Raw genomic sequence first — 26,348 nt, forward strand, 5'->3', positions numbered from 1 at the left:
AACAAGCATCGTCCGTTTCCCGGGAGGAAGCTAGAGATGGAAGAAGAATGGATTGCCGGTAAGCATTCGGTAACGGAGGCATTGCGTTCAGGCAGAACGATAAATAAAATATGGATTGCGGATAATGCACAAAAACATTTGACGCTGCCGATTACAGCTGAGGCGAAAAAAGCAGGAATCATTGTCTTGCAGGTGGACAAGCGTAAGCTGGATCAAATGGTTCCGGGCATTCAGCATCAGGGAGTGGTCGCGCAAGCTGCGCCTTTTGCCTATGTTGAAGTGGAAGAATTGCTCGCCACTGCTCGTGATAAGGGAGAAGAGCCGTTTTTAATTTTGCTGGATGAGATTGAAGACCCTCATAATTTGGGCTCCATCCTTCGTACAGCGGACTGTACTGGAGCGCATGGTGTTATTGTGCCGAAAAGGCGTTCTGCAGCTGTAACTGTAACGGTGTCCAAAACATCGGCAGGTGCTGTGGAGTACGTCCCGGTGGCGCGTGTAAACAATTTGGGACAAACCATTGACCGTCTTAAAGAAGAGGGTGTATGGGTAGTTGGTACGGATGTTACAGCGAAAGACCCTGTCTTTGGGAATGGAGTATTCACGGGACCGGTAGCCATTGTCATTGGTAACGAAAATAAAGGGATGGGCCGTTTGATCCGTGAGAAATGCGATGTACTCGTCAAGCTGCCAATGGCGGGGCAAATTAATTCTCTTAATGCTTCTGTAGCTGCAGGTGTTGTCATGTACGAAGTATTGCGCGGACGACAGGCACGGGGCTAACGATATGGCTGACATGCGGGATGTTCTGCTTGTGGACGGTTACAACATGATTGGAGCCTGGCCCGAACTTTCCGCACTGGTACAATCTGGTATGCAGGAAGCGAGGGACAGACTTCTTGAACGGCTGGCGGATCATCAGGCGTATTCCGGCAGAAGAGTCATCGTCGTATTTGATGCTTACAGGGTGCCAGGATTAGGTAAAACTTTTGCCCAGAGCAAAGTCCAGATTTATTTTACCAGAGAAAAAGAAACTGCTGATGAGTGCATCGAGCGATTGGTTCGGGAGCTGAGCAGTAAAAGAAGAAGTATTTACGTAGCCACAAGCGATCAGGTAGAACAACATGTCGCATTTGGACAAGGTGCACTCAGGGTGTCGGCGCGGGAATTACTGATCGAGATTGAGGAATCCGAAAGGGAAGTGCAGAAGCGAATTCAGCAGGATAGTGCCAAATTGTCCCGTAACTCGCTAGATGCCAAACTGAGTCCGGAGCTTCGAAAGTTGTTTGAACGATGGAGAAGAGAATAAACCAATAATTGGACCCTCCTCCATTTTGAAACCATTGACAATTTTGTTAGCGCTCTTCTTTTTTAGGTTGTTGTGGTTGACGGTATCAGGTTACATCGCGTATACTTGTCGTATATTTGAGAGAGTAACGGGTACCTTGCGTTGCAGCCGGAGGGATTGTTAGTGAGTGTGGACCTCAAGGATATCATGTTGTCAAAGTTTGATTACAAAAATGATGAAGACATTGTCGGAGCAGTCCATGAAGGTGATGGGGAAGCGCTGGAGTTTCTGATTAACAAATACCGGAACTTTGTGCGGGCCAAGGCCAGATCCTACTTCCTGATTGGTGCTGATCGCGAGGATATTATTCAGGAGGGCATGATTGGTCTCTACAAATCCATTCGTGATTTTAAGGGAGACAAGCTTGCTTCGTTCAAGGCTTTCGCCGAGTTGTGCATTACACGACAGATTATTACGGCAATTAAGACGGCTACACGACAAAAGCACATTCCTCTGAACTCTTACGTGTCTCTGGACAAGCCCATCTATGATGAAGAGTCAGACCGGACGTTGCTCGATGTGATTTGCGGAACGCAAGTAAGTGACCCTGAAGAGCTGATAATCAATCAGGAAGAGTTTGTGGGCCTTGAGGACAAGATGTCCGAGATTCTGAGCGAGCTGGAACGCAAGGTACTTATGTTGTATCTAGACGGACGTTCGTATCAGGAAATTGCAGAGGATCTTGACCGCCATGTGAAATCCATTGATAACGCGCTGCAACGGGTCAAGCGTAAACTTGAAAAGTATCTGGAAGTAAGAGATAGTTGAAAGTAGAGGCTGACAGGGAAAAGGCTCGAGTCCGAGTCTTTTTTTATTCGTTATAGGTAGGTTATGCAGGTTTATAAGTGTTACAAATGATTTATACTAAAAAAGATGAATAATAGATATCGCCTTGATTTTTGAAGCAGCTTTTCAGAGAACGGTTTTAAAGGATGCACAGATGTTAAAATGCACCACAGCCGGGACTGCGAATTGTATGCAAACATTCGTTGACATGGAAAACCCCGTGTGATAAAGTGTTTTAGGTAGGCCTAAATTCGCGGTTTTTTTTAGGATCAATTATGAGACTTCCGGTGTTGGATGTCTTCGGGAGGTGCACATCATGCGGGTAATTATTACTTTGGCTTGTACAACATGCAAACAAAGAAATTACACAACGACGAAAAACAAGCGTAATCACCCCGACCGCATGGAGATGAAGAAATTCTGTAAGTCCTGTAACGAACAGACTTCTCATCGGGAAACCAGATAGTTTTTGGAGGTGTAGTCGGCGTGAAACGCAGTTTCAAGTCTCTGTTTTCCTTTTTCTCTGAAAGCTGGGCTGAACTCAAGAAAGTTCGCTGGCCCAATCGTAAAGAACTGACCAACTATACGCTGATTGTCATAGGGACAATTGCGTTCGTCACGATTTATTTTTGGGTTCTCGATATCGGCATTTCCGCTGTGATCGAAGCGATTATCTAGGAAGGGTTCCAGGTGGCTTGATATGGAAAAAAGATGGTACGTCGTTCATACCTATTCAGGGTATGAGAACAAAGTCAAAGCCAATTTGGAAAAACGCGTTGAGTCCATGGGCATGGAAGACAAGATATTCCGTGTTCTTGTTCCTATGGAAGAAGAACTGGTAACCAAGGACGGTAAGAAAAAAACCGTTATGCGTAAAGTCTACCCTGGTTATGTCTTAGTCGAAATGGTCCAAACCGACGACTCTTGGTATGTTGTACGCAATACACCAGGTGTTACGGGATTTGTAGGGTCGACAGGCTCGGGTTCCAAACCGACGCCATTGCTTCCAGAAGAAGTTGAACAGATTCTGAAGCATATGGGCATGGTAGAGCCGAAACCGAAGATTGAATTCGATGTTAAGGAATCCGTGCGAATTAAAGTTGGTCCTTTTGCGAATTTTGTGGGCTCCGTGGAAGAAATTTTGGTTGAGAAGAGCAAGCTTAAGGTTCACGTCAACATGTTTGGACGGGAAACCCCGCTTGAGTTGGATTATACTCAAGTGGAGAAAATATAGATTTTTCTTACAGGTTTCTTGTGGGAGGATCGATAGGTCCGTCTACCACTATTGAGTCAAGGAGGTGTCATCCATGGCAAAAAAGGTAATTAAAATGGTAAAACTGCAGATTCCTGCAGGGAAAGCTAATCCAGCGCCTCCAGTAGGTCCAGCTTTGGGTCAAGCAGGTGTCAACATCATGGCATTCTGTAAAGAGTTCAATGCTCGTACTGCTGATCAAGCAGGCCTGATTATTCCGGTTGAAATTTCGGTATTTGAGGATCGTTCTTTTACGTTCATCACCAAAACTCCACCGGCTGCTGTTCTGTTGAAAGTTGCTGCTAAAATCGAAAAAGGTTCCGGTGAACCGAATAAAACGAAAGTTGCAACTGTAAATCGCGATGCTGTTCGTCAAATTGCAGAGCAAAAAATGCCTGACCTTAACGCAGCTTCCGTAGAATCGGCAATGCGTATGGTTGAAGGTACTGCTCGCAGCATGGGTATCACCATCGTAGATTAATTTTATTAATCTACGTGTGCCGGCAGTTTGACTGTCCGGCAAGTGTGGGAGGAATATCCGCTAATACCACATAAGGAGGAAAACATTATGGCTAAACATGGTAAGAAGTACCTGGAAGCTGCTAAGCTGATTGACAGCGAAGCAACTTACGAGCCTTTAGAAGCCGTTGAACTGGTGAAAAAGGCTGCGACTGCTAAATTCGACGAAACCGTTGAAGCAGCAGTTCGTCTGGGCGTAGATTCCCGTAAACAAGACCAGGCTGTTCGTGGTGTTGTTGTCCTGCCGCATGGTACGGGTAAAACACAACGCGTTCTGGTATTTGCAAAAGGTGACAAAGTGAAAGAAGCGGAAGCGGCTGGCGCTGATTTTGTTGGCGATCAAGATATGATCAACAAAATCCAACAAGGCTGGTTCGAATTCGACGTCTGCGTTGCGACACCTGATATGATGAGTGAGGTTGGTAAACTGGGTCGTTTGCTCGGTGGTAAAGGTTTGATGCCTAACCCTAAAGCAGGCACAGTTACTTTCGACGTTGCCAAGGCTGTTCAAGAAATTAAAGCCGGTAAAATCGAATACCGTCTCGACAAAGCCGGTCAAATTCATGCGCCAATCGGCAAAGCTTCCTTCAGTGCTGAACAGCTGAACGAGAACCTTAAAGCCTTGGTTGAAGCCTTGAACCGTGCGAAGCCAGCGGCTGCTAAAGGTGTATACCTGAAAAACATCGCTATTTCTTCGACTATGGGACCAAGTGCACGTGTGAACGCATCTGTTTACAGATAATATTTTGATTGACATGTTCAATTAAATTTGTTATTCTATAAAAGTTGTGAGTCCTTGTGACTGACCATTAAAGTTGAATATGCTTACCGTAGACAGTAGGTGCCTTTGGGCTTAATTTCCTACCGAGGTGTTATGATAGAACGTTTCATGTGACGGGCTTGTCCCGTCCATGTAGATTTATCAAGCCTTCGTACTCTACGGAGGCTTTTTTCATGCTTATGAAAGCAAGCTTTGTAAGATCACCAGATCGGGTGCTTCGAACAAAGCGGATAAATTGATCAGGAGGTGTACAGTTTGGCAAATGCAAAGGTGATTCAAGCAAAACAAGAAGCTGTTGAAGTTGTAGCTGCAAAATTGCGCGAGAGCGTAACGACTGTGGTTGCAGACTATCGCGGTCTGAATGTTGCCCAAGTAACTGAGCTGCGTAAGCAGCTTCGCGAAGCCGGAATCGAATTTCAAGTGCTGAAAAACACACTGCTCCGCCGTGCAACTGCGGCAGCAGAATTGACTGAACTGGACGCAGTATTGACAGGTCCTACTGCAATCGCGTTCGGCAAAGATGATGCAGTGTCTGCAGCTAAAATCTTGAACGATTTCGCTAAGAAGAACAATGCACTGGAACTGAAAGGTGCAGTTGTAGAAGGTCGCGTTATCGGTGTTGAGGAAATCAAAGCACTGGCAGAACTGCCATCCCGCGAAGGTCTCCTTTCCATGCTCCTCAGCGTGCTTCAAGCTCCTGTGCGCAACTTCGCGCTTGCAGTTAAAGCTGTTGCAGAAAAAGAAGAGCAAAGCGCATAAGTTAGGGATTAAACCTGCTGTATAGCAGTTGAGAACAAAAAAATAAGAATTTAAATGGAGGTTCAACCATGAGTAAAGAGCAAATCTTGGAAGCAATTAAAGGTATGTCCGTATTGGAACTGAACGATCTCGTGAAAGCAATCGAAGAAGAATTCGGCGTAACTGCAGCAGCTCCAGTAGCTGTAGCAGGTGGCGCAGCAGGTGGCGCAGCAGAAGCTGAGCAATCCGAGTTCGACGTAATCTTGACAAGCGCTGGCGCTTCCAAAATCAACGTTATCAAAGCAGTTCGCGAAATTACAGGTCTTGGCCTGAAAGAAGCAAAAGAACTGGTTGACAACGCACCAAAACCACTGAAAGAAAAAATCGCTAAAGAAGAAGCTGAATCCATTAAAGCAAAATTGGAAGAAGCAGGCGCTTCTGTAGAAGTAAAATAATTGACTGCTTTCTAGCAGACAATGGACTAAAACAAACCCCTTGAGGTGATCTTCAAGGGGTTTGTTGCTGTAAAACGGTAGTACCAGCATGTCTGAAAGGTTATTGTAAAGGCTATGATGGTAGTACAACCGAAAGAGGTGGGCATGAATGGCTGATCATTATTACTCCAAGCGGCCAGAGACGGCGCATGAACGACGGAGCCTGGAAACAGTGCTGCGGGGGCGGTCATACCGTTTTGCCAGCGATTCAGGCGTTTTTTCGAAGCAGGGAATTGATTACGGGAGTCGTGTGCTGATTGAAGCGATGCAGCTTCCTGCACAAGCCTCGGTATTGGATGTAGGATGCGGTTACGGCCCGATTGGTCTGGCGGCAGCCGCGCTTGTCCCAGAGGGACACGTCACAATGGTTGATATTAATGAGCGAGCCGTTCAACTTGCGATAGAGAATGCGGAACGTAATGGGGTTAAGAATGTCACCATTAAGCAAAGCGATTTGTTTGCGGAAGTGAAGGATGAACGTTTTGACGTGATCTTGACGAATCCTCCTATACGTGCAGGAAAAGAAACAGTGCATACCATTTTTGAGCTTGCTTATGAGCATTTAAACGAAGGTGGAGCTTTGTGGGTAGTCATTCAGAAAAAGCAGGGGGCCCCTTCGGCGAGTGCTAAGATAGAGAGCCTTTTCGGTCATGTAGAGGAAGTTACAAAGGATAAAGGTTATCGAATTTTGAAGGCTGAAAAAAGTTTTTAAGAAAATGCAATAGGACCATTGACTTGAATCCTGGTCTGTGATATTATTATAAAATGTCAGTATTAGGATGCCCTCCATGGCTTTAGTTTGTTGAAATGTCAATAGATTTATGCGTAGTAGGTATAGTATTTCTCTCTATTACGTATAATACAACCATTTTGGGCAAATCTACAAGTGATGAAGATCTTCCGGTAAGAGGATTCTGCAGATACGGTGCTCTTTTTTCGAATGCATTCGAGTAAGGGCTTTTCTGTATTTGTAAGATTGAATCTTCTGTATGTGTCTTATTATAAGGTCACAAACAGAGGTTCGCAATGTATTTTTAAAGTGAGTAGACATGAGGGGTGAGTTTAAGTTGGCAGGACATCTTGTTCAATATGGTCGACGCACTCGGCGCAGTTATGCACGTATTAATGAGGTACTCGAGGTTCCGAACCTGATTGAGATCCAACAAAAATCCTATGATTGGTTTTTGGAGGAAGGATTAAGGGAAATGTTTCGGGATATTTCTCCAATTCAGGATTTCACTGGAAATCTGATTCTGGAGTTTATCGACTATTCTCTCGGAGAACCCAAATATACCGTTGACGACGCAAAGGAACGCGACGTTACGTATGCAGCACCGCTTCGGGTAAAAGTCCGGCTTATTAATAAAGAAACCGGGGAAGTGAAAGAGCAGGAAGTATTCATGGGAGACTTCCCGCTGATGACTGAAACGGGTACGTTTATTATTAACGGTGCGGAACGGGTTATTGTCAGCCAGTTGGTTCGCTCTCCCAGCGTCTATTTCAGCACAAAAGTCGACAAGAATGCGAAAACAACATACACCGCAACGGTAATTCCTAACCGGGGGGCTTGGCTCGAGCTGGAGATGGATGCGAAGGATATTATCTATGTCCGGATTGACCGTACCCGTAAAATTCCGGTTACGGTGTTGCTGCGTGCGCTGGGCTTTGGCACTGATGCTGAGATTCTGGATTTGCTCGGCAATGACGAATATATCCGCAACACACTTGATAAAGACAACACGGATTCCACCGAGAAAGCGCTGATTGAAATTTATGAGCGTCTTCGTCCGGGTGAGCCGCCTACACTGGATAACGCAAAGAGCTTGCTAGTTGCGCGCTTCTTTGATCCTAAACGTTATGATCTGGCCAACGTAGGCCGTTACAAAATCAATAAAAAGCTTCACATCAAAAACCGTTTGTTCAATCAACGACTTGCTGAGACTTTGATTGATACAACAACTGGTGAAATCATCGCTGAAGCCGGACAAATGGTGGATCGCCGCCTGTTGGACGAGATTTTGGCCCAACTGGAGGAATCAGTAGGACATCGTACGTATCATGTTGCGAGTGGTGTGCTAGAAAGCAATGATATTCCACTTCAAACGATCGATGTATTCTCACCAATTGAGGATGGTAAAGTAGTAAAACTGATTGCTAACGGAAATATTGATAAATCGGTTAAGAATATTACGCCTGCCGATATTATTTCCTCCATCAGTTATTTTATTAACTTGCTTCACGGAATCGGAAGTACGGACGATATTGACCATTTGGGTAACCGTCGTTTGCGTTCTGTAGGTGAGTTGCTCCAAAACCAGTTCCGTATCGGTTTGTCCCGTATGGAACGCGTGGTGCGTGAAAGAATGTCGATTCAGGATGCTAATGTAATTACGCCACAAGCGCTGATTAACATACGTCCAGTAATTGCTTCGATTAAAGAGTTCTTTGGTAGCTCGCAGCTGTCTCAGTTTATGGATCAGACGAACCCGCTTGCTGAATTAACGCACAAACGTCGTCTGTCCGCACTCGGACCCGGCGGTTTGACGCGCGAACGCGCGGGCATGGAAGTGCGTGACGTCCATCCGAGTCACTACGGCCGCATGTGTCCTATCGAGACACCAGAGGGACCAAACATTGGTTTGATCAACTCTTTGTCCACTTTTGCACGCATTAACGAGTACGGATTTATCGAAGCTCCTTATCGTTGGGTAGATCCAAAAACCGGAAAAGTTACAGACCAGATTGATTACCTGACTGCTGATGAAGAAGATAACTACATCGTAGCTCAGGCGAATGCGGAATTGACGGAGGAAAACACCTTTAAGGATGAGGTTGTCATTGTCCGTTATAACAAACAGTCTGATAACATTATTCCGATGGCTAGTAGCCGTGTCGATTACATGGACGTATCGCCTAAACAGGTCGTATCAGTTGCGACTGCACTGATTCCGTTTCTGGAGAATGATGACTCTAACCGCGCATTGATGGGTTCCAACATGCAGCGTCAGGCTGTCCCACTTCTGATTCCGAAGTCTCCGTTGGTCGGAACAGGAATGGAGCACAAGTCTGCAAAAGATTCCGGTGTTTGCGTTGTATCCAAATACAACGGAGTTATCGAACGTTCTTCGGCTAACGAAATTTGGTTGCGTCGTATCGAAACTGTAGATGGCGCTGAAGTGAAAGGCGACATTGTTAAGTATAAATTACACAAATTTATGCGATCTAACCAAGGAACTTGCATCAACCAACGTCCGATTGTGAACAGAGGAGATATTGTCAAAGTTGGCGATATTCTTGCGGATGGTCCATCTACAGAGATGGGTGAGTTGGCGTTGGGACGTAACGTTGTCGTTGCCTTCATGACTTGGGAAGGTTACAACTACGAGGATGCGATCCTGCTGAGTGAGAAACTGGTTAAGGAAGATGTATACACCTCGATCCATATTGAGGAATACGAATCCGAGGCTCGTGACACGAAGCTTGGACCTGAAGAAATCACTCGCGACATTCCAAATGTCGGTGAAGAAGCGCTTCGCAACTTGGATGAGCGTGGAATCATTCGTATTGGTGCCGAAATTGGCGCAGGTGACATTCTCGTTGGTAAAGTAACACCTAAAGGTGTGACTGAATTGACAGCTGAAGAACGTCTCTTACACGCAATCTTTGGCGAGAAGGCACGCGAGGTTCGCGATACTTCTTTGAGAGTTCCTCACGGAACAGACGGGATTGTTGTAGATGTAAAGGTATTTACACGTGAAAATGGCGATGAACTGCCACCAGGTGTAAATCAGTTGGTTCGTGTATATATTGCTCAAAAACGTAAAATTTCCGAAGGCGATAAAATGGCTGGACGTCACGGTAACAAGGGTGTCGTTGCTCGTATTTTGCCTGAAGAAGATATGCCGTTCCTGCCGGATGGCACACCAGTACAGGTCGTTCTGAACCCGCTGGGCGTACCTTCACGGATGAACATCGGACAGGTGCTTGAAGTCCATCTGGGTATGGCTGCAATGCGTCTTGGTATTCATGTGGCAACTCCAGTATTCGATGGTGCCAAGGAATATGACGTATTCGATACAATGGAAGAGGCAGGCATGCAGCGTAATGGTAAGACTGTGTTGTATGACGGACGTACGGGTGATCGTTTTGAGCGTGAAGTTACTGTAGGTGTCATGCACATGATCAAACTGGCGCACATGGTCGATGATAAAATCCATGCTCGTTCTACAGGTCCTTACTCTCTCGTTACGCAACAACCATTGGGTGGTAAAGCTCAATTCGGTGGACAGCGCTTCGGGGAGATGGAAGTATGGGCATTGGAAGCCTATGGCGCGGCGTACACGCTTCAGGAAATTTTGACTGTGAAATCCGATGATGTGGTTGGACGTGTTAAAACTTACGAATCCATTGTCAAAGGTGAAAATGTACCTGAACCCGGTGTTCCAGAATCATTTAAGGTCTTGATCAAAGAGCTGCAAAGCTTGGGTATGGACGTGAAGATTCTGTCTGAAGACGAACAAGAGATCGAAATGAGAGAGCTTGATGATGAGGATGATACAACCGGCGATAAGCTGAGTTTGAATCTGGAAGGCTCTGAGGTTGGCGTAGAGTAGTTTGACTGCTGACTGACTCATATCAGCTTTGTTATATACCTTGATCCATTCTAGGATGGATCAGGTTTCTTGATACCGCCCGGTACTGCTGGGCGGTATCAAACCTAAAAACTCAGGATTTGGTTAAGGAGGGTTGCTCCTTGTTGGACGTTAACAATTTCGAATATATGAAAATCGGGCTTGCTTCCCCCGAAAAGATTCGTTCTTGGTCCCGCGGAGAAGTCAAAAAACCGGAGACGATTAACTATCGTACGCTTAAACCGGAAAAAGAAGGACTATTTTGCGAGAAAATTTTCGGACCTACGAAAGACTGGGAATGTCATTGCGGTAAGTACAAACGTGTACGCTATAAAGGTGTTGTCTGTGACCGTTGTGGAGTAGAAGTTACTCGCGCTAAGGTTCGCCGTGAGCGTATGGGCCATATTGAGTTGGCTGCTCCTGTATCGCACATTTGGTACTTTAAAGGCATTCCAAGTCGTATGGGTCTTGCTCTTGATATGTCTCCAAGATCTCTGGAAGAGATCATTTACTTCGCATCTTATGTAGTAACCGATCCAGGAGATACGCCATTGGAGAAAAAGCAACTCCTGTCCGAGAAAGAATACCGTAGCTACCGTGAGAAATACGGCTATGGCTTCCAGGCAGGTATGGGTGCTGAAGCGGTTAAAAAGCTTCTTCAAGATTTGGATATAGACAAAGAGTTGGAATTCTTGAAAGAAGAGCTACGTACAGCTCAAGGACAACGTCGTAACCGTGCAATCAAACGCCTTGAAGTTATTGAGGCATTCCGTAACTCCGGCAACCAACCGGATTGGATGATCATGGACGTACTTCCTGTTATTCCTCCTGAGCTTCGTCCAATGGTACAGTTGGATGGTGGTCGTTTCGCTACCTCTGACCTTAACGACTTGTATCGTCGTGTTATTAACCGTAATAACCGTCTGAAACGTCTGTTAGACCTAGGTGCGCCAGATATTATCGTACAAAATGAAAAACGGATGTTGCAGGAAGCTGTTGACGCCTTGATTGATAATGGTCGTCGTGGTCGTCCTGTTACAGGCCCAGGTAATCGTCCTTTAAAATCCCTCAGCCACATGCTGAAAGGTAAACAAGGACGTTTCCGTCAGAACTTGCTCGGAAAACGTGTTGACTACTCTGGTCGTTCCGTTATCGTTGTAGGTCCGTACTTGAAAATGTATCAATGCGGTTTGCCAAAAGAAATGGCACTGGAACTGTTCAAACCTTTTGTTATGAAAGAACTGGTGAACAAAGGTTTGGCGCACAATATCAAGAGCGCGAAACGTAAAGTAGAGCGTGTAAGTGCAGAAGTATGGGATGTGCTGGAAGAAGTAATCAAGGAGCATCCAGTTCTTCTGAACCGTGCCCCTACGCTGCATAGACTCGGTATCCAGGCGTTTGAACCGATTTTGGTTGAAGGTCGTGCGATTCGTCTGCATCCGCTCGTATGTACTGCATATAATGCCGACTTTGACGGTGACCAAATGGCTGTTCACGTTCCGTTGTCTGCGGAAGCTCAAGCTGAAGCTCGTTTGCTTATGCTAGCATCCGGCAACATTCTGAATCCAAAAGACGGCAAGCCAGTTGTTACACCTTCCCAGGATATGGTTCTTGGTTCTTTCTATCTGACTATGGATAACAAAGAAGAAGAAGGAAGCAATATGATCCTTCGCAACATGAATGAAGCTATATCGGCCTACCAACGCGGTACAGCTGGTCTTCATGCTCGTGTAGCTATTCCGGTTAAAGCTTTAAATAAAACGAGCTTTACGGAAAAACAACAGGAAGCGATGTTGATCACAACGGTTGGTAAAATTATCTTTAATGAAATTTTCCCTGCAAGCTTCCCGTACATCAATGATGCTACCCGTGCGAACCTGCTTTATGGTACTGCGGAGGAGTTCTTTGTTTACGAGAAGGGTGTAAATCTTACAGAAGCTATTCAAAACGCTCCGCAAGCTAACGGGGTAGGCAAGGATTACCTTGGTAATATCATTGCCCGTTGTTTTGAGACTTACCATACAACAGAAACAGCTGTAATTCTGGATAAAATTAAGCAGCTTGGCTTTACGTATTCCACTCGTGCAGGGGTAACTGTTGCTGTATCGGACGTAATCGTGCCAGTGGAAAAACAAGAGATTCTTAAGGGCTCCGAAGATAAAGCGCAAGTTGTGACGAATCAGTACCGTCGTGGTCTGATTACGAACGAAGAACGCTATGACCGGATTATCGACATTTGGTCTAAAGCGAAAGATGATATTACCGAAGTATTGATGAAGTCCATGGATCGCTATAACTCCATCATGATGATGGTGGACTCCAAAGCGCGGGGTAACAAATCACAGATTACTCAGCTCGGCGGTATGCGTGGTCTGATGGCCAATCCATCCGGACGTATTATCGAACTCCCAATCAAATCAAATTTCCGTGAAGGTCTGACAGTACTCGAGTACTTCATCTCCACTCACGGAGCGCGTAAAGGTTTGGCGGATACAGCCCTTCGTACGGCTGACTCCGGTTATCTGACTCGTCGTCTCGTAGATGTGGCACAGGATGTTATCGTGCGTGAAGAAGACTGCGGAACGGATAAAGGCTTCACAGTAAGCCGTATCCAGGACGGTAAAGAAGTAATTGAGGATCTCTATGACCGTCTGGAAGGTCGCTATTGCTTTGAAACGGTACGTCATCCTGAGACTGGTGAGATTTTGGCTAGACGTAACGAACTGATTGACTCCGACAAAGCTGAAGCGATTGTTAAAGCTGGTGTTCACAAAGTTCAAATACGTTCTGTATTAAGTTGCCGTGCTAAACATGGCGTCTGCAAGAAATGTTACGGTCGCAATCTGGCTACTGGTAAACACGTTGAGATTGGTGAAGCAGTTGGTATCATCGCTGCACAATCCATCGGTGAGCCAGGAACACAGCTTACTATGCGTACGTTCCACACAGGCGGCGTAGCGGGCGATGATATTACACAAGGTTTGCCTCGTATCCAGGAGCTTTTTGAAGCACGTAATCCTAAAGGTCAGGCAACTATTAGTGAAATTGACGGTACAGTTAAAGAAGTTCGTGAAGGTAAAGACCGCCGTGAGATCGACATTCAGGGTGAAGCCGAAACGAAAACATACTCAGTAACGTATGGTTCCCGCTTGCGCGTAAGCGAAGGTATGACTGTTGAAGCTGGGGACGAACTGACGGATGGTTCGATTGATCCTAAAGAAATGCTGCGTATTAAAGGTATTCGCGGGGTACAGAACTATATCCTTCAGGAAGTTCAACGCGTATACCGGAACCAGGGCGTAGAAATCAACGACAAGCACGTAGAAGTTATGATTCGTCAAATGTTGCGTAAAATCCGTATCATTGATGCGGGTGACACGATCTTACTTCCAGGCTCCTTTGTTGATGTCCATGAGTATGAAAATGCAAACAAGATAGCGATTCTCAGCGGCCAAGAACCAGCGGTAGCCAAGCCGGTATTGCTCGGTATTACCAAGGCATCTCTGGAAACTGACTCCTTCTTGTCAGCAGCATCCTTCCAGGAAACTACTCGTGTCCTGACTGATGCAGCTATTAAAGGCAAGGTCGATCAGTTGCTTGGACTGAAAGAGAACGTAATTATTGGTAAATTGATTCCTGCGGGAACAGGTATGAACCGTTACCGTAGCGTGAAATTTGCCCAACCGGAAGAGGGCCAGTCTCCATCTGAGGAGCTCGAACCAATTTCGGCCGAGTAATATAAAAATAGTATGATTGCCGGAACACCGTAAGCATAAGCTTTGCATAAAAGCTACAGCAGATGGTGCTCCGGTGCTTTTTTCAAAAATGAATCGTGCTATTCTGTTTAAATGAATTATAGTTTATAATTGTCTTGACATTACTTATAGTCAATGCTAATATAGCAAAGGTGCGTGAGCAGCCTATATGCTATTGGGTCTTTTCGGAGGAATGAGATATGTCTAAAGAACAGGGACTGCAAGATGCTCATGTCAAAATCGGTACCAAACAAACCATTCGTATGGTAGAATTGGGCTTTGCCTCAGAAGTATATGTGGCAGAAGACGCAGATCAGCGTCTCACTTCCAACATCATTGCTTTGTGCAACAAGCAAGGAGTCAAAGTGACTCTCGTAGACACAATGAAAAATCTCGGAGCTGCATGTGGGATTGAAGTGGGAGCCGCAATGGCTGCTATCGTAAAACAATAGGGTAAGGAACGTTTTTGTCTAAGGAATTGTTATTCTTGGCGGCAAAGACTTTTCATTTGTTCTTTTATGAACCGCCTGGGTCTGTGGGCTTAGATAAGGTTTGTAAAGTAACAGCAAAAATTGAGGAAGGGGGTGGCAACCAACATGCCAACTATTAACCAACTGGTTCGTAAAGGACGTCAAGCCAAAATCGAGAAATCGAAATCACCGGCTTTGCAAAAAGGTTTTAATGCCTTGAAACGTGAAGCTACCGACATCAGTGCCCCGCAAAAACGCGGAGTGTGCACTCGTGTAGGTACTATGACTCCGAAAAAACCAAACTCCGCACTTCGTAAATATGCTCGTGTTCGCTTGACGAACCGTGTAGAGGTGACTGCTTACATTCCGGGTATTGGACATAACCTTCAAGAACACAGCGTAGTGCTGATTCGCGGCGGTCGTGTAAAAGACCTTCCGGGTGTGCGTTACCATATCGTTCGCGGTGCTTTGGATACTGCAGGCGTAAACAACCGCATGCAAGCTCGTTCCAAATACGGCGCAAAACGCCCTAAAGCTAAAAAATCCTAATGAATATAAACCGCGTATGTCGGTTTAACATGTAAGAAAGGGGGATATCCATGCCACGCAAAGGTCCAGTTACCAAAAGAGACGTGTTGCCAGATCCGGTATACAACAGCAAGTTGGTTACCCGCTTGATCAACCGCATCATGCTCGACGGAAAACGAGGCGTTGCTCAAAGCATTCTGTACAATGCGTTCAAGCTTATCCAAGAACGTACGGGGAATGACCCGATGGAAGTTTTTGAAGCAGCTATCAAGAATATCATGCCAGTCCTGGAAGTTAAAGCACGCCGTGTCGGCGGTGCTAACTACCAAGTACCAATCGAGGTAAAACCAGAAAGACGTACGTCCCTGGGATTACGTTGGCTCGTAAACTACTCCCGCAACCGCGGTGAGAAAACCATGGAAGAACGTTTGGCGGCTGAAATTATCGATGCTTCCAACAACACAGGCGCTTCCGTGAAAAAACGTGAAGACACGCACAAAATGGCTGAAGCGAACAAAGCGTTTGCTCACTATCGTTGGTAGGATTCAGCTCAAAAAAATAACTTCAATTTTGAAGGGAGACCCATTTCATGGCAAGAGAGTTCTCCTTGAAAAATACACGTAATATCGGGATCATGGCTCATATTGACGCGGGTAAAACCACAACAACAGAGCGGATCTTGTTCTACACAGGCCGTACGCACAAAATCGGTGAAGTTCACGAAGGCGCTGCGACAATGGACTGGATGGAACAAGAACAAGAGCGCGGAATCACGATTACTTCCGCTGCGACGACCGCTGCCTGGAAAGGTCACCGCGTCAATATCATCGACACCCCGGGGCACGTTGACTTCACTGTTGAAGTTGAACGTTCCCTTCGTGTATTGGACGGAGCAGTTGGTGTTTTCAGTGCGAAAGAAGGCGTTGAGCCTCAGTCTGAAACCGTATGGAGACAGGCTGATCGCTACGGCGTTCCACGGATCGCATATGTAAACAAAATGGATATCATTGGTGCCGACTTCCTGAATGTTGTCTCTGACATGCGTGATCGCCTTCAAGCGAACGCAGTTGCGATTCAATTGCCAATCGGCGCAGAAAATGATTTTACTGGTATTATCGATATCGTTGAACAAAAAGCTCATATGTACAAAGATGATCTTGGTCAAGATATCGAAGAAGTAGAAGTTCCTGCGGAATTCAAAGATCAAGTTGAAGAACTTCGTAATGAATTGATCGAGAAGGTTGCTGAACTGGACGAAGAATTGACAATGAAATACCTGGAAGGCGAAGAAATTTCGGTTGCCGAAATTAAAGCCGCTCTCCGTAAAGGTGTTGTAGAAGTTAAAATCTTCCCAGTTATCTGTGGATCTTCTTACCGCAATAAAGGTGTTCAGCTGATGTTGGATGCTGTTCTCGACTATTTGCCGGCTCCTATTGATGTGCCAAGTATTCAAGGGCATTTGGAAGACGGTACGGAAGTTGAACGTCACTCTTCCGATGAAGAGCCATTCTCCGCATTGGCATTCAAAATCATGACGGATCCTTACGTTGGTAAGTTGACATTCTTCCGCGTATACTCCGGTGTTCTTCAATCCGGTTCTTACGTATTGAATGCAACAAAAGGTAAACGCGAACGTATCGGACGTATTCTTCAAATGCATGCGAACAGTCGTCAAGAAATCACTGTAGTTTACTCTGGTGATATTGCGGCTGCCGTAGGTTTGAAAGATACAGGTACAGGTGATACACTGTGTGATGAGAAGAGTCCTGTTATTCTCGAGTCCATGAACTTCCCTGATCCGGTTATCGAAATCGCGGTTGAGCCTAAAACCAAAGCTGACCAAGATAAAATGTCTGTAGCTCTCGGTAAGTTGACTGAAGAGGATCCAACTCTTCGTGCTCATACTAACGAAGAAACAGGTCAAACCATCTTGGCGGGTATGGGTGAGCTTCACTTGGACATCATCATTGACCGTATGCGTCGTGAGTTCAAGGTAGAAACAAACGTGGGTAAACCACAGGTTGCTTACCGTGAAACGTTCCGTGCTCCAGCACGTGTCGAAGGTAAATTCGTTCGTCAGTCCGGTGGTCGTGGTCAATATGGTCACGTATGGGTTGAGTTCGAACCGCTCGAGCCAGGTACTGGTAGTCAATTCGAAAGTAAGGTAGTCGGCGGCTCTGTTCCTAGAGAGTACATCGCTCCTGCTCTTGCTGGTATTGAGGAACAAATGAAAAACGGCGTTATCGCAGGCTTCCCGCTTGTGGACGTTAAAGCTACAATCGTGGACGGATCATACCATGATGTCGATTCCAATGAAATGGCATTTAAAATTGCCGGATCAATGGCGCTGAAAGCAGCGAAAGACAAATGTAAACCAGTATTGCTCGAGCCGATTATGAAAGTTGAAGTAACGGTTCCTGAGGAATATATGGGTGACGTAATGGGTATGTTGAACTCCCGTCGTGGTCGGATTGAAGGTATGGATTCCCGCAGTGGAGCTCAAATCATTCGTGCGAAGGTGCCTTTGTCCGAAATGTTCGGATACTCGACTACACTTCGCTCCGGTACACAAGGACGCGGCGTGTTCTCCATGGAACTCTCTCATTATGAAGAAGTACCGAAGAGCATTGCTGAAGAGATCGTTGCCAAAACCAAAGGCGGCGAGTAATACAATGTATCAGCTGACCGGTATGCTTAAGGTTTTACCAAAAAGGCATCCGGCAGCCTAAAATAAAACAAGTTATTGAGGAGGAATTGTTCAAATGGCAAAGGCTAAGTTTGAACGTAACAAACCGCACGTTAATATCGGTACTATTGGTCACGTCGATCATGGTAAAACTACTTTGACTGCTGCAATCACAACTGTATTGTCCAAAACTTACGGTGGTGCTGCTGTAGCATTCGATCAAATCGATAAAGCTCCAGAAGAGCGCGAACGCGGTATCACAATCTCCACTGCACACGTGGAATATGAAACACCTAACCGTCACTATGCACACGTTGACTGCCCAGGTCACGCCGACTATGTTAAAAACATGATCACTGGCGCTGCACAAATGGACGGAGCGATCCTGGTTGTATCCGCAGCTGACGGCCCAATGCCGCAAACTCGCGAGCACATCCTGTTGTCCCGCCAAGTTGGTGTTCCTTACATCGTTGTATTCCTGAACAAATGCGACATGGTTGAAGACGAAGAGTTGCTGGAATTGGTTGAAATGGAAGTTCGCGACTTGCTGAGCGAGTATGACTTCCCAGGCGACGACACTCCAATCACTCGCGGTTCCGCTCGTGAAGCACTGCAAAACCCAGATGGCGACTGGGCTAAGAAAATCGTTGAAATGTTCGAAACAATCGACACTTACATCCCAACTCCAGAACGCGACACTGACAAGCCTTTCCTTATGCCTGTCGAGGACGTATTCTCCATCACTGGTCGTGGTACAGTTGCTACAGGCCGTGTAGAGCGTGGCACAGTTAAAGTGGGCGACGAAATCGAAATCATCGGTATTCAAGAAGAATCCCGTAAATCCGTAGTAACAGGCGTAGAAATGTTCCGTAAATTGCTTGATTCCGCTCAAGCTGGTGACAACATCGGCGCACTGCTTCGCGGTGTAGATCGTGCACAAATCGAGCGTGGCCAAGTATTGGCTAAACCAGGTTCTGTTAACCCACATACAGAATTTTCTGCTCAAATCTACGTTTTGACTAAAGAAGAAGGCGGACGTCACAAACCTTTCTTCACTGGTTACCGTCCACAGTTCTACTTCCGTACAACTGACGTAACTGGTATCATTACTTTGCCAGAAGGTTCCGAAATGGTAATGCCTGGTGATAACATCACAGTTACTGTTCAACTGATCAACCCGATCGCTATCGAAGAAGGAACTAAGTTCTCTATTCGTGAAGGTGGCCGTACAGTTGGCGCTGGTGCTGTAGCAACAATCTCCAAATAAGAAGGCTTTAGCCTTTAAATAGAGTAACAGTGTACTGGAACGAGTAACGTTGTATTGGAACGAAGCTAAACGAGCCCCTGCCCTGGTGCGGGGGCTTTTCTCTTGGAAAAAATCGCGAGCTGCGAGCACAATTGTATCTTTTGAAAATATGATGCATTGTTTTTTCGTTTTTGCTTGCAATAGGCAGAACTATTCGATATAATAACTAATGTTGTTTGTGACTGTGCGATGATGTGAGAGGTTACTGACACACCCGGCCCCTTTGCCATGGGAGGGCTGTCGGAAAATTTTCACGGAGTATGTCCGATACCAAATTGGGCGATAGAAGGAGGGACTAAAATGGCAAAGCAAAAAATTCGTATTCGTTTGAAAGCTTACGATCATAGAATTCTTGATCAATCCGCTGAGAAAATTGTTGAAACAGCTAAACGTTCGGGCGCAGGTGTATCCGGGCCAATTCCGCTGCCAACTGAAAAACAAATCATTACTATTCTCCGTGCGGTACACAAGTACAAGGATTCCCGGGAGCAGTTCGAAATGCGCACACACAAGCGTTTGATCGACATTGTTAACCCGACTCCACAAACTGTGGATGCCTTGATGCGCTTGGACCTGCCGTCCGGTGTAGATATCGAAATTAAATTGTAATATGTAATTAGGAAAAGAAATGAGGTGTCAACATGAAAGGTATCTTAGGAAAAAAACTCGGAATGACTCAAGTGTTTACCCCTGAAGGTAACGTACTTGCTGTTACGGTTATCGAAGCAGGTCCTTGTGTTGTTCTGCAAAAAAAAGATCTGGAAAACGATGGATACGAAGCTATTCAACTCGGTTTCTCTGATAAGAAAGAAAAAAGATCCAACAAACCTGAAGCAGGACATGCGAAAAAAGCAAATACTGCACCTAAGCGCTACGTTCGTGAACTTCGTGGCATCGACCTTGCTGCGTACGAGGTTGGCCAAGAACTGAAGGCTGATGTCTTCACAGAAGGCGAGTTCGTTGACGTAACAGGTATTTCTAAAGGTAAAGGTTTTGCCGGCGTTATCAAACGTTGGGGACAAAGCCGCGGACCAATGGCACACGGCTCGCGTTACCACAGAGGTCCAGGTTCTATGGGTTCCATTCAAGCTAACCGCGTTCCTAAAGGTAAACATCTTCCAGGACACATGGGGCATGAAACGGTAACGATCCAACGTCTTGAAGTTGTTAAGATCGATACAGAACGTAATGTATTGCTCGTGAAAGGTTCCATTCCAGGGCCTAAAAATAGCTTCGTTAAAGTATTAGAAACGGTGAAAAAATAAACAACTGAAGAAAGGAGGAACACGAAATGCCAAAAGTAGCACTATTTAATATTAGCGGCAGCCAAGTTGGTGAAATTGAATTGAACGACGCAGTGTTCGGTATCGAGCCGAATAAGCACGTTCTTCATGACGCTGTTGTTATGCAATTGGCTTCCCTGCGTCAAGGTACTCACAAAGTAAAAGGACGTTCTGAAGTACGTGGTGGCGGACGTAAACCTTGGAAACAAAAAGGTACTGGCCGCGCTCGTCAAGGTTCGATCCGTGCACCGCAATGGGTTGGTGGCGGTACTGTATTCGGTCCGACTCCACGCAGCTATGCTTACAAATTGCCTAAAAAAGTTCGTCGTCTGGCGATCAAATCGGCGTTGTCATCCAAAGTGATTGAGAATGAAATTATCGTATTGGACGCTCTTACACTGAACGGACCTAAAACGAAAGAATTCGCAGCCATTTTGAATAACCTTAAAGCTGATCGTAAAGCATTGATCGTAGCTCCTAGCTATGATGATAATGTAGCACTGTCCGCTCGTAATATTCCTGGTGTGAAGTTTGTAGCCGCAGACGGCATTAATGTTCTTGATGTGCTCGGACACGACAAACTGATCATTACGAAGGAAGCAGTTCAGAAGGTAGAGGAGGTGCTCGCGTAATGAAGGATCCTCGTGATATTATCAAACGTCCGGTTATCACCGAACGTACGGCTGGTATGATGAATGACTTGAAATACGTTTTCGAGGTTGACATTCGTTCTAACAAAGTCGAAGTTAAAAAAGCAATTGAAGCCATTTTTAACGTGAAAGTAAGTAGCGTAAATACGCTTCGTGTTCCTGCAAAACCAAAACGCTACGGACGTCATTCCGGCTATACGAGCGAGTGGAAGAAAGCGTTCGTAACGCTGAGCAAAGACAGTAAGCCGCTTGAGTTTTTTGAAACGGTATAATTGAAACTGTAAAGTAAGGAGGGAAACTCAGTGCCAATTAAAAAGTATAAACCAACGTCCCCGGCCAGACGTGCTATGTCTGTATCTACTTTCGAGGAGATTACAACTAATCAGCCCGAGAAATCGTTGCTGGCACCTCTGAGCAAGCAAGCTGGGCGCAATAACCAAGGTAAAATTACAGTTCGTCATCAAGGCGGCGGACACAAACGTAAATACCGTATTATTGACTTCAAACGTAACAAAGATGGAATACCGGGCCGCGTTGCTACGATCGAATATGATCCAAACCGTACGTCCAACATCGCACTTATCCACTATGTGGATGGTGAAAAACGTTACATCATCGCTCCTAAAGGTCTGAAAGTAGGAGACGAAGTGGTATCCGGTGCAGGTTCCGATATCAAAATCGGTAACTCCTTGCCATTGGAAAACATTCCAGTAGGTACGGTTATCCACAACATCGAATTGAAACCGGGTAAAGGTGGCCAACTCGTTCGCGCCGCTGGTACGGAAGCCCAACTTCTTGGTAAAGAAGAAAAGTATGTTACAATTCGTTTGACTTCTGGTGAAGTTCGCCGCATTCTGAAAGTTTGCCGCGCTACAATCGGTTCTGTAGGTAACGAAGACCATGAACTGGTGAAAATCGGTAAAGCTGGTCGTAGTCGCTGGTTGGGACAACGTCCTGAAGTTCGCGGTGTTGTAATGAACCCTAACGATCACCCACACGGTGGTGGTGAAGGTCGCGCTCCAATCGGACGTAAATCTCCAATGTCTCCATGGGGTAAACCAACCCTTGGTTACAAGACACGTAAAAAAGGTAAAGCATCTGATAAGTACATCGTTCGTCGTCGTACTAAGTAATAAAACGTGCGCTTAAGTCGCACGTTAACATATTAAGGAACGACTACGTTTTAACGAAGGGAGGATTCATAAATGGGTCGCAGTCTCAAAAAAGGACCATTCATTGATGGTTACCTGTTGAAAAAAGTAGAGGTTTTGAACGAGTCGGACAAAAAAGTAGTAATCAAAACTTGGTCCCGTCGCTCTACGATTTTCCCACAATTTATCGGACATACGTTTGGTGTATACGATGGTCGTAAACACGTGCCAGTATACGTAACGGAAGATATGGTCGGACACAAATTGGGCGAATTTGCTCCAACACGTACGTACAAAGGCCATACGGATGACGATAAGAAAACAAGAAGATAATCAACACAGCGTAGTGTTTGAGAGGAGGTAAACTCAATGGAAGCAAAAGCACATGCTAAGTCCGTACGGATTTCTGCTCGCAAAGTGAAACTTGTTATCGATTTGATTCGCGGTAAGCAGGTTGGTGAGGCGATCGCAATTCTTCGTCACACTCCAAAGTCCGCTTCTCCAGTCGTTGAGAAATTGTTGAATTCTGCGATTGCAAATGCAGATCACAACTACTCATTGGACGTAAATAAATTGGTAGTATCTCAGGTTTTTGTAAACCAAGGTCCTACAATGAAACGATTCCGCCCGCGTGCAATGGGTCGTGCAAGTCGCATCAACAAACGCACCAGTCATATTACTCTGGTGGTATCTGAAAAATAAGGAGGGAAAACGTGTGGGCCAAAAGGTAAATCCCGTCGGACTCCGAATCGGTATTATCCGTGATTGGGAATCCAAATGGTATGCAGGCAAAGATTTCGGTGATCTTTTGCTGGAAGACGTTAGAATTCGTGAACATCTGAAAAAAAGATTGAAAGACTCCGCTGTATCCCGTGTTGAAATCGAGAGAGCAGCTAACCGTGTCAACGTAACGATTCACACTGCGAAACCAGGTATGGTTATCGGTAAGGGTGGTTCCGAAGTTGAAAATCTGCGTAATGAAATTACTAAAATCGCAGGCGGTAAAAAGGTACACATTAATATTTCTGAAATTAAAAATCCTGAACTGGACGCAATTCTGGTTGCTGAAAGCATTGCACAACAATTGGAACGTCGTGTTTCTTTCCGTCGTGCTTTGAAACAAGCAATTCAAAGAACTATGCGTTCCGGAGCAAAAGGAATTAAAACTCAAGTAGGCGGACGTCTTGGCGGTGCCGAAATCGCTCGTTCCGAAGGGTACAGCGAAGGAACTGTTCCACTGCATACGCTTCGTGCCGACATTGACTATGGTACAGCGGAAGCTCATACTACTTACGGTCGTCTTGGCGTAAAAGTATGGATCTATCGTGGAGAGGTTCTTCCTCCAGCTAAGAAACAAGCTCCTCAGGAAGGAGGCAACTAATCATGTTGGTACCAAAACGCGTAAAACATCGTAAACAACAACGTGGTCATATGAAGGGTCGTGCAAAAGGCGGTACTACACTGAACTTTGGTGAGTACGGTTTGCAAGCTACTGAACCTGCATGGATTACTAACCGTCAAATCGAAGCTGCTCGTATTGCGATGACTCGTTACATCAAACGTGGTGGTAAGGTTTGGATTAAAATTTTCCCTGACAAACCAATTACTCAGAAGCCTCTTGAGGTTCGTATGGGTAGTGGTAAAGGTAACGTAGAAAAATGGGTTGCAGTAGTGAAACCAGGCAAGATTATGTTCGAACTTGCTGGTGTTCCGGAAGAGATTGCTCGTGAAGCAATGCGTCTTGCCGCTCACAAACTGCCAATCAAAACTAAGTTTGTGAAACGTGAAGAATTGGGTGGTGAAGCAAATGAAGGCTAGTGAATTCCGCAACCTAACCACTGCTGAAATCGAACAAAAGATCTCCGGTTTTAAAGAAGAACTTTTCAACCTTCGTTTTCAACTCGCTACCGGTCAGCTTGATAACCCGACTCGGATCGGCGCTGTGCGTAAGGAAATTGCTCGTGCTAAAACTGTGATCCGTGAAAGAGAACTTGGGATTAGCTAAGATATCAGACCGGGTGGAAAATCCGCCTGTAATTAGGAAGGAGGCCAACAATGAGCGAACGTAATGCCCGTAAAGTATTAGTCGGTAAAGTAGTCAGCGACAAAATGGATAAAACGATTGTGATTGCTGTAGAAACTTACAAAAAACATGATCTCTACCATAAACGCATTAAAGTAACTAAGAAATTCAAAGCTCATGATGAAAACAACACTGCACAAATTGGTGATACTGTTAAAATCATGGAAACTCGCCCTTTGTCCAAAGACAAAAACTGGAGACTGGTCGAAATCGTTGAAAAAGCTGTTATAATCTAATGTAGTGTAGTTTTTCCGAAAGGAGGATAAATAAATGATTCAACCATTTACACGTTTGACTGTAGCTGACAATTCCGGCGCGAAGGAACTGATGTGTATCCGTGTGCTCGGTGGTACGGGACGTCGTACAGCTCAAATTGGTGACCTGATCGTTTGTTCCGTAAAACAAGCAACACCAGGCGGCGTTGTCAAAAAGGGTGATGTAGTAAGAGCGGTTGTTGTTCGTACTAAACGTTCTATCCGCCGTAAAGACGGTTCCTACATCGGATTTGACGAAAACGCAGCAGTGGTCGTTAAAGAAGACAAGAGCCCACGTGGTACTCGTATTTTCGGACCAGTTGCTCGCGAACTTCGTGACAAGGACTTCATGAAAATCGTTTCCTTGGCTCCGGAAGTGATCTAAACTCACCTTAAAATGTGCCCGTAGGAGGTGTACGAAATGCCAAAAGTGAAAAAAGTTCTGGAATCCCATAACAACAAGCTGCACGTCAAAAAAGACGACACTGTTCTGGTGATTACAGGTAAAGATAAAGGTAAAAAAGGTCGCGTTATCGCTGCTTACCCTCGTCAAAACCGTGTGCTTGTGGAAGGTGTTAACATGATTAAAAAACACCAAAAGCCTAATCAGCTAAATCCACAAGGCGGCATCATCGAGAAAGAAGCTCCGATTCACGTTTCCAACGTTATGCACATTGATCCGAAGAGCGGAAAAGTAACCCGTGTTGGTTACAAAGTTTTGGACAACGGGAAAAAAGTGCGCATTGCAAAACGTTCTGGCGAAGTGATCGACTAATTATTTTTTGAAGAAAGGAGGTATATGATTCATGGCTACAACAAGAATGAAAGAACGTTTCTTGAAAGAAATCACTCCTGCTTTGATGCAGAAGTTCAACTATACAACAGTGATGCAAGTGCCTAAAATCGAGAAAGTTGTAATCAACATGGGTGTTGGCGACGCAGTCCAAAACTCCAAAGTACTTGATTCAGCTCTCAACGACATGCAGCTGATCGCTGGTCAAAAACCAGTAATCACTCGCGCAAAAAAATCTATTGCAGGTTTTAAATTGCGTGAAAACATGCCGATCGGTGTAAAGGTAACACTTCGTGGCGAGCGTATGTATTATTTCTTGGACAAATTGTTCAACATTACTCTTCCTCGCGTACGTGACTTCCATGGTGTATCGACAAAAGCTTTTGACGGACGTGGTAACTACACGCTTGGTCTGAAAGAACAGTTGATCTTCCCGGAAATCGAGTACGATCAAATTGATAAAGTTCGTGGTATGGACATCGTTATCGTAACGACTGCCAAAACTGACGAAGAGTCCCGTGAGCTTCTGACTCAGCTGGGCATGCCTTTCGCAAAATAATGTTGGCATAACGTTTCGGGCGTCTGATTTTAAAGACACCCTGTTCTCCGAAACTATTTAGGAGGTGTCAGGCTAAGTGGCAAAAACTTCAATGAAAGTCAAACAACAACGCGCACCAAAGTTTAAAGTTCGTGCTTACACTCGTTGCGAGCGTTGTGGTCGTCCACATTCGGTACTGCAAAAGTTTAAGATCTGCAGAATTTGCTTCCGTGAATTAGCTTATAAAGGCCAGATTCCTGGCGTGAAAAAAGCAAGCTGGTAAAAAGTCCTGTTTGGGAAGG

The 26,348-nt window shown here is 45.4% G+C and carries 33 protein-coding genes and 1 other annotated feature; all 33 genes read left to right on the forward strand.

Annotated features, from left to right (window positions below):
* Positions 1–36 precede the first annotated feature (36 nt).
* The 33 genes from rlmB (at position 37) to C1T21_RS25885 (ending at position 26,329) form a co-directional block, all read left to right on the forward strand.
* Entirely contained in the window at positions 37–783 is a 747-nt protein-coding gene (rlmB, locus tag C1T21_RS25725) for a 23S rRNA (guanosine(2251)-2'-O)-methyltransferase RlmB (protein WP_023990564.1), read from the forward strand.
* Between the two features lie 4 nt (positions 784–787).
* Positions 788–1,309, forward strand: a complete 522-nt coding sequence (locus tag C1T21_RS25730) for an NYN domain-containing protein (RefSeq protein ID WP_023990563.1) — start codon at positions 788–790, stop codon at positions 1,307–1,309.
* Between the two features lie 162 nt (positions 1,310–1,471).
* Positions 1,472–2,116: an RNA polymerase sporulation sigma factor SigH gene (sigH, locus tag C1T21_RS25735; RefSeq protein WP_016324748.1), complete on the forward strand. Its 645-nt coding sequence runs from the start codon at positions 1,472–1,474 to the stop codon at positions 2,114–2,116.
* Positions 2,117–2,450: 334 nt separating this feature from the next.
* Positions 2,451–2,600: a 50S ribosomal protein L33 gene (rpmG, locus tag C1T21_RS25740; protein ID WP_023990562.1), complete on the forward strand. Its 150-nt coding sequence runs from the start codon at positions 2,451–2,453 to the stop codon at positions 2,598–2,600.
* Positions 2,601–2,620: 20 nt separating this feature from the next.
* A complete protein-coding gene (gene secE, locus C1T21_RS25745; RefSeq protein WP_013312170.1) occupies positions 2,621–2,812 on the forward strand; it encodes a preprotein translocase subunit SecE in 192 nt (63 codons plus the stop codon).
* Between the two features lie 22 nt (positions 2,813–2,834).
* Entirely contained in the window at positions 2,835–3,368 is a 534-nt protein-coding gene (nusG, locus tag C1T21_RS25750; RefSeq protein ID WP_007432596.1) for a transcription termination/antitermination protein NusG, read from the forward strand.
* 73 nt (positions 3,369–3,441) lie between these two features.
* The gene (rplK, locus tag C1T21_RS25755) at positions 3,442–3,867 is read left to right on the forward strand and encodes a 50S ribosomal protein L11 (protein ID WP_103050273.1); all 426 of its coding nucleotides are present in this window, start codon (positions 3,442–3,444) and stop codon (positions 3,865–3,867) included.
* Between the two features lie 87 nt (positions 3,868–3,954).
* Positions 3,955–4,647: a 50S ribosomal protein L1 gene (gene rplA, locus C1T21_RS25760; protein WP_013312169.1), complete on the forward strand. Its 693-nt coding sequence runs from the start codon at positions 3,955–3,957 to the stop codon at positions 4,645–4,647.
* 68 nt (positions 4,648–4,715) lie between these two features.
* Positions 4,716–4,867: a sequence feature (ribosomal protein L10 leader region), on the forward strand.
* A 74-nt stretch (positions 4,868–4,941) separates the two neighbouring features.
* Entirely contained in the window at positions 4,942–5,445 is a 504-nt protein-coding gene (gene rplJ / locus C1T21_RS25765) for a 50S ribosomal protein L10 (RefSeq protein WP_013312168.1), read from the forward strand.
* A gap of 68 nt (positions 5,446–5,513) precedes the next feature.
* Entirely contained in the window at positions 5,514–5,879 is a 366-nt protein-coding gene (gene rplL, locus C1T21_RS25770; protein ID WP_010348819.1) for a 50S ribosomal protein L7/L12, read from the forward strand.
* A gap of 148 nt (positions 5,880–6,027) precedes the next feature.
* Positions 6,028–6,630: a class I SAM-dependent methyltransferase gene (locus C1T21_RS25775; RefSeq protein WP_061831395.1), complete on the forward strand. Its 603-nt coding sequence runs from the start codon at positions 6,028–6,030 to the stop codon at positions 6,628–6,630.
* Positions 6,631–6,985: 355 nt separating this feature from the next.
* Positions 6,986–10,531 (forward strand): DNA-directed RNA polymerase subunit beta, encoded by a 3,546-nt coding sequence (rpoB, locus tag C1T21_RS25780; protein WP_061831396.1) that lies wholly within the window; start codon positions 6,986–6,988, stop codon positions 10,529–10,531.
* A 140-nt stretch (positions 10,532–10,671) separates the two neighbouring features.
* Entirely contained in the window at positions 10,672–14,286 is a 3,615-nt protein-coding gene (gene rpoC / locus C1T21_RS25785; protein WP_013312165.1) for a DNA-directed RNA polymerase subunit beta', read from the forward strand.
* Between the two features lie 218 nt (positions 14,287–14,504).
* Positions 14,505–14,756 (forward strand): ribosomal L7Ae/L30e/S12e/Gadd45 family protein, encoded by a 252-nt coding sequence (locus C1T21_RS25790; RefSeq protein ID WP_007432588.1) that lies wholly within the window; start codon positions 14,505–14,507, stop codon positions 14,754–14,756.
* Between the two features lie 144 nt (positions 14,757–14,900).
* Complete coding sequence (rpsL, locus tag C1T21_RS25795) at positions 14,901–15,323, forward strand: 30S ribosomal protein S12 (RefSeq protein ID WP_007432587.1); 423 nt, start codon at positions 14,901–14,903, stop codon at positions 15,321–15,323.
* Positions 15,324–15,373: 50 nt separating this feature from the next.
* Positions 15,374–15,844 (forward strand): 30S ribosomal protein S7, encoded by a 471-nt coding sequence (rpsG, locus tag C1T21_RS25800; protein WP_007432586.1) that lies wholly within the window; start codon positions 15,374–15,376, stop codon positions 15,842–15,844.
* 47 nt (positions 15,845–15,891) lie between these two features.
* Positions 15,892–17,970, forward strand: a complete 2,079-nt coding sequence (gene fusA, locus C1T21_RS25805; protein ID WP_029514491.1) for an elongation factor G — start codon at positions 15,892–15,894, stop codon at positions 17,968–17,970.
* A 94-nt stretch (positions 17,971–18,064) separates the two neighbouring features.
* Positions 18,065–19,255: an elongation factor Tu gene (gene tuf / locus C1T21_RS25810; RefSeq protein ID WP_023990558.1), complete on the forward strand. Its 1,191-nt coding sequence runs from the start codon at positions 18,065–18,067 to the stop codon at positions 19,253–19,255.
* A 339-nt stretch (positions 19,256–19,594) separates the two neighbouring features.
* Positions 19,595–19,903 carry a 30S ribosomal protein S10 gene (rpsJ, locus tag C1T21_RS25815; protein ID WP_005544556.1) on the forward strand — a complete coding sequence of 103 codons (309 nt, stop codon included), beginning with the start codon at positions 19,595–19,597 and terminating at the stop codon, positions 19,901–19,903.
* Between the two features lie 32 nt (positions 19,904–19,935).
* Positions 19,936–20,559, forward strand: a complete 624-nt coding sequence (rplC, locus tag C1T21_RS25820; protein ID WP_013312161.1) for a 50S ribosomal protein L3 — start codon at positions 19,936–19,938, stop codon at positions 20,557–20,559.
* Between the two features lie 26 nt (positions 20,560–20,585).
* A complete protein-coding gene (gene rplD, locus C1T21_RS25825) occupies positions 20,586–21,209 on the forward strand; it encodes a 50S ribosomal protein L4 (RefSeq protein ID WP_013312160.1) in 624 nt (207 codons plus the stop codon).
* Complete coding sequence (rplW, locus tag C1T21_RS25830) at positions 21,209–21,499, forward strand: 50S ribosomal protein L23 (protein WP_014278314.1); 291 nt, start codon at positions 21,209–21,211, stop codon at positions 21,497–21,499. Before rplD ends, rplW begins: the two co-directional genes overlap by 1 nt.
* Positions 21,500–21,529: 30 nt before the next feature.
* Positions 21,530–22,360 (forward strand): 50S ribosomal protein L2, encoded by an 831-nt coding sequence (gene rplB, locus C1T21_RS25835; RefSeq protein ID WP_013312158.1) that lies wholly within the window; start codon positions 21,530–21,532, stop codon positions 22,358–22,360.
* 72 nt (positions 22,361–22,432) lie between these two features.
* Positions 22,433–22,711 (forward strand): 30S ribosomal protein S19, encoded by a 279-nt coding sequence (gene rpsS, locus C1T21_RS25840; protein WP_007432579.1) that lies wholly within the window; start codon positions 22,433–22,435, stop codon positions 22,709–22,711.
* A gap of 36 nt (positions 22,712–22,747) precedes the next feature.
* Positions 22,748–23,080 (forward strand): 50S ribosomal protein L22, encoded by a 333-nt coding sequence (rplV, locus tag C1T21_RS25845; RefSeq protein ID WP_013312157.1) that lies wholly within the window; start codon positions 22,748–22,750, stop codon positions 23,078–23,080.
* A gap of 13 nt (positions 23,081–23,093) precedes the next feature.
* On the forward strand, positions 23,094–23,759 hold the full coding sequence (rpsC, locus tag C1T21_RS25850) for a 30S ribosomal protein S3 (RefSeq protein ID WP_013312156.1): 666 nt from the start codon (positions 23,094–23,096) through the stop codon (positions 23,757–23,759).
* A 2-nt stretch (positions 23,760–23,761) separates the two neighbouring features.
* Positions 23,762–24,196: a 50S ribosomal protein L16 gene (gene rplP / locus C1T21_RS25855; RefSeq protein ID WP_007432576.1), complete on the forward strand. Its 435-nt coding sequence runs from the start codon at positions 23,762–23,764 to the stop codon at positions 24,194–24,196.
* The gene (rpmC, locus tag C1T21_RS25860; RefSeq protein ID WP_007432575.1) at positions 24,186–24,383 is read left to right on the forward strand and encodes a 50S ribosomal protein L29; all 198 of its coding nucleotides are present in this window, start codon (positions 24,186–24,188) and stop codon (positions 24,381–24,383) included. Before rplP ends, rpmC begins: the two co-directional genes overlap by 11 nt.
* Positions 24,384–24,433: 50 nt before the next feature.
* The gene (gene rpsQ, locus C1T21_RS25865; protein ID WP_007432574.1) at positions 24,434–24,697 is read left to right on the forward strand and encodes a 30S ribosomal protein S17; all 264 of its coding nucleotides are present in this window, start codon (positions 24,434–24,436) and stop codon (positions 24,695–24,697) included.
* Between the two features lie 34 nt (positions 24,698–24,731).
* A complete protein-coding gene (rplN, locus tag C1T21_RS25870) occupies positions 24,732–25,100 on the forward strand; it encodes a 50S ribosomal protein L14 (RefSeq protein ID WP_007432573.1) in 369 nt (122 codons plus the stop codon).
* A gap of 36 nt (positions 25,101–25,136) precedes the next feature.
* Positions 25,137–25,490 carry a 50S ribosomal protein L24 gene (gene rplX / locus C1T21_RS25875; RefSeq protein ID WP_013312155.1) on the forward strand — a complete coding sequence of 118 codons (354 nt, stop codon included), beginning with the start codon at positions 25,137–25,139 and terminating at the stop codon, positions 25,488–25,490.
* A gap of 31 nt (positions 25,491–25,521) precedes the next feature.
* The gene (rplE, locus tag C1T21_RS25880; protein WP_103050274.1) at positions 25,522–26,067 is read left to right on the forward strand and encodes a 50S ribosomal protein L5; all 546 of its coding nucleotides are present in this window, start codon (positions 25,522–25,524) and stop codon (positions 26,065–26,067) included.
* A gap of 76 nt (positions 26,068–26,143) precedes the next feature.
* A complete protein-coding gene (locus tag C1T21_RS25885; protein ID WP_010348808.1) occupies positions 26,144–26,329 on the forward strand; it encodes a type Z 30S ribosomal protein S14 in 186 nt (61 codons plus the stop codon).
* Positions 26,330–26,348: the final 19 nt, after the last annotated feature.

Origin of the sequence: Paenibacillus sp. F4 (assembly GCF_002894905.1) — a bacterium.
Classification (GTDB): Bacteria; Bacillota; Bacilli; order Paenibacillales; family Paenibacillaceae; genus Paenibacillus; species Paenibacillus polymyxa_B.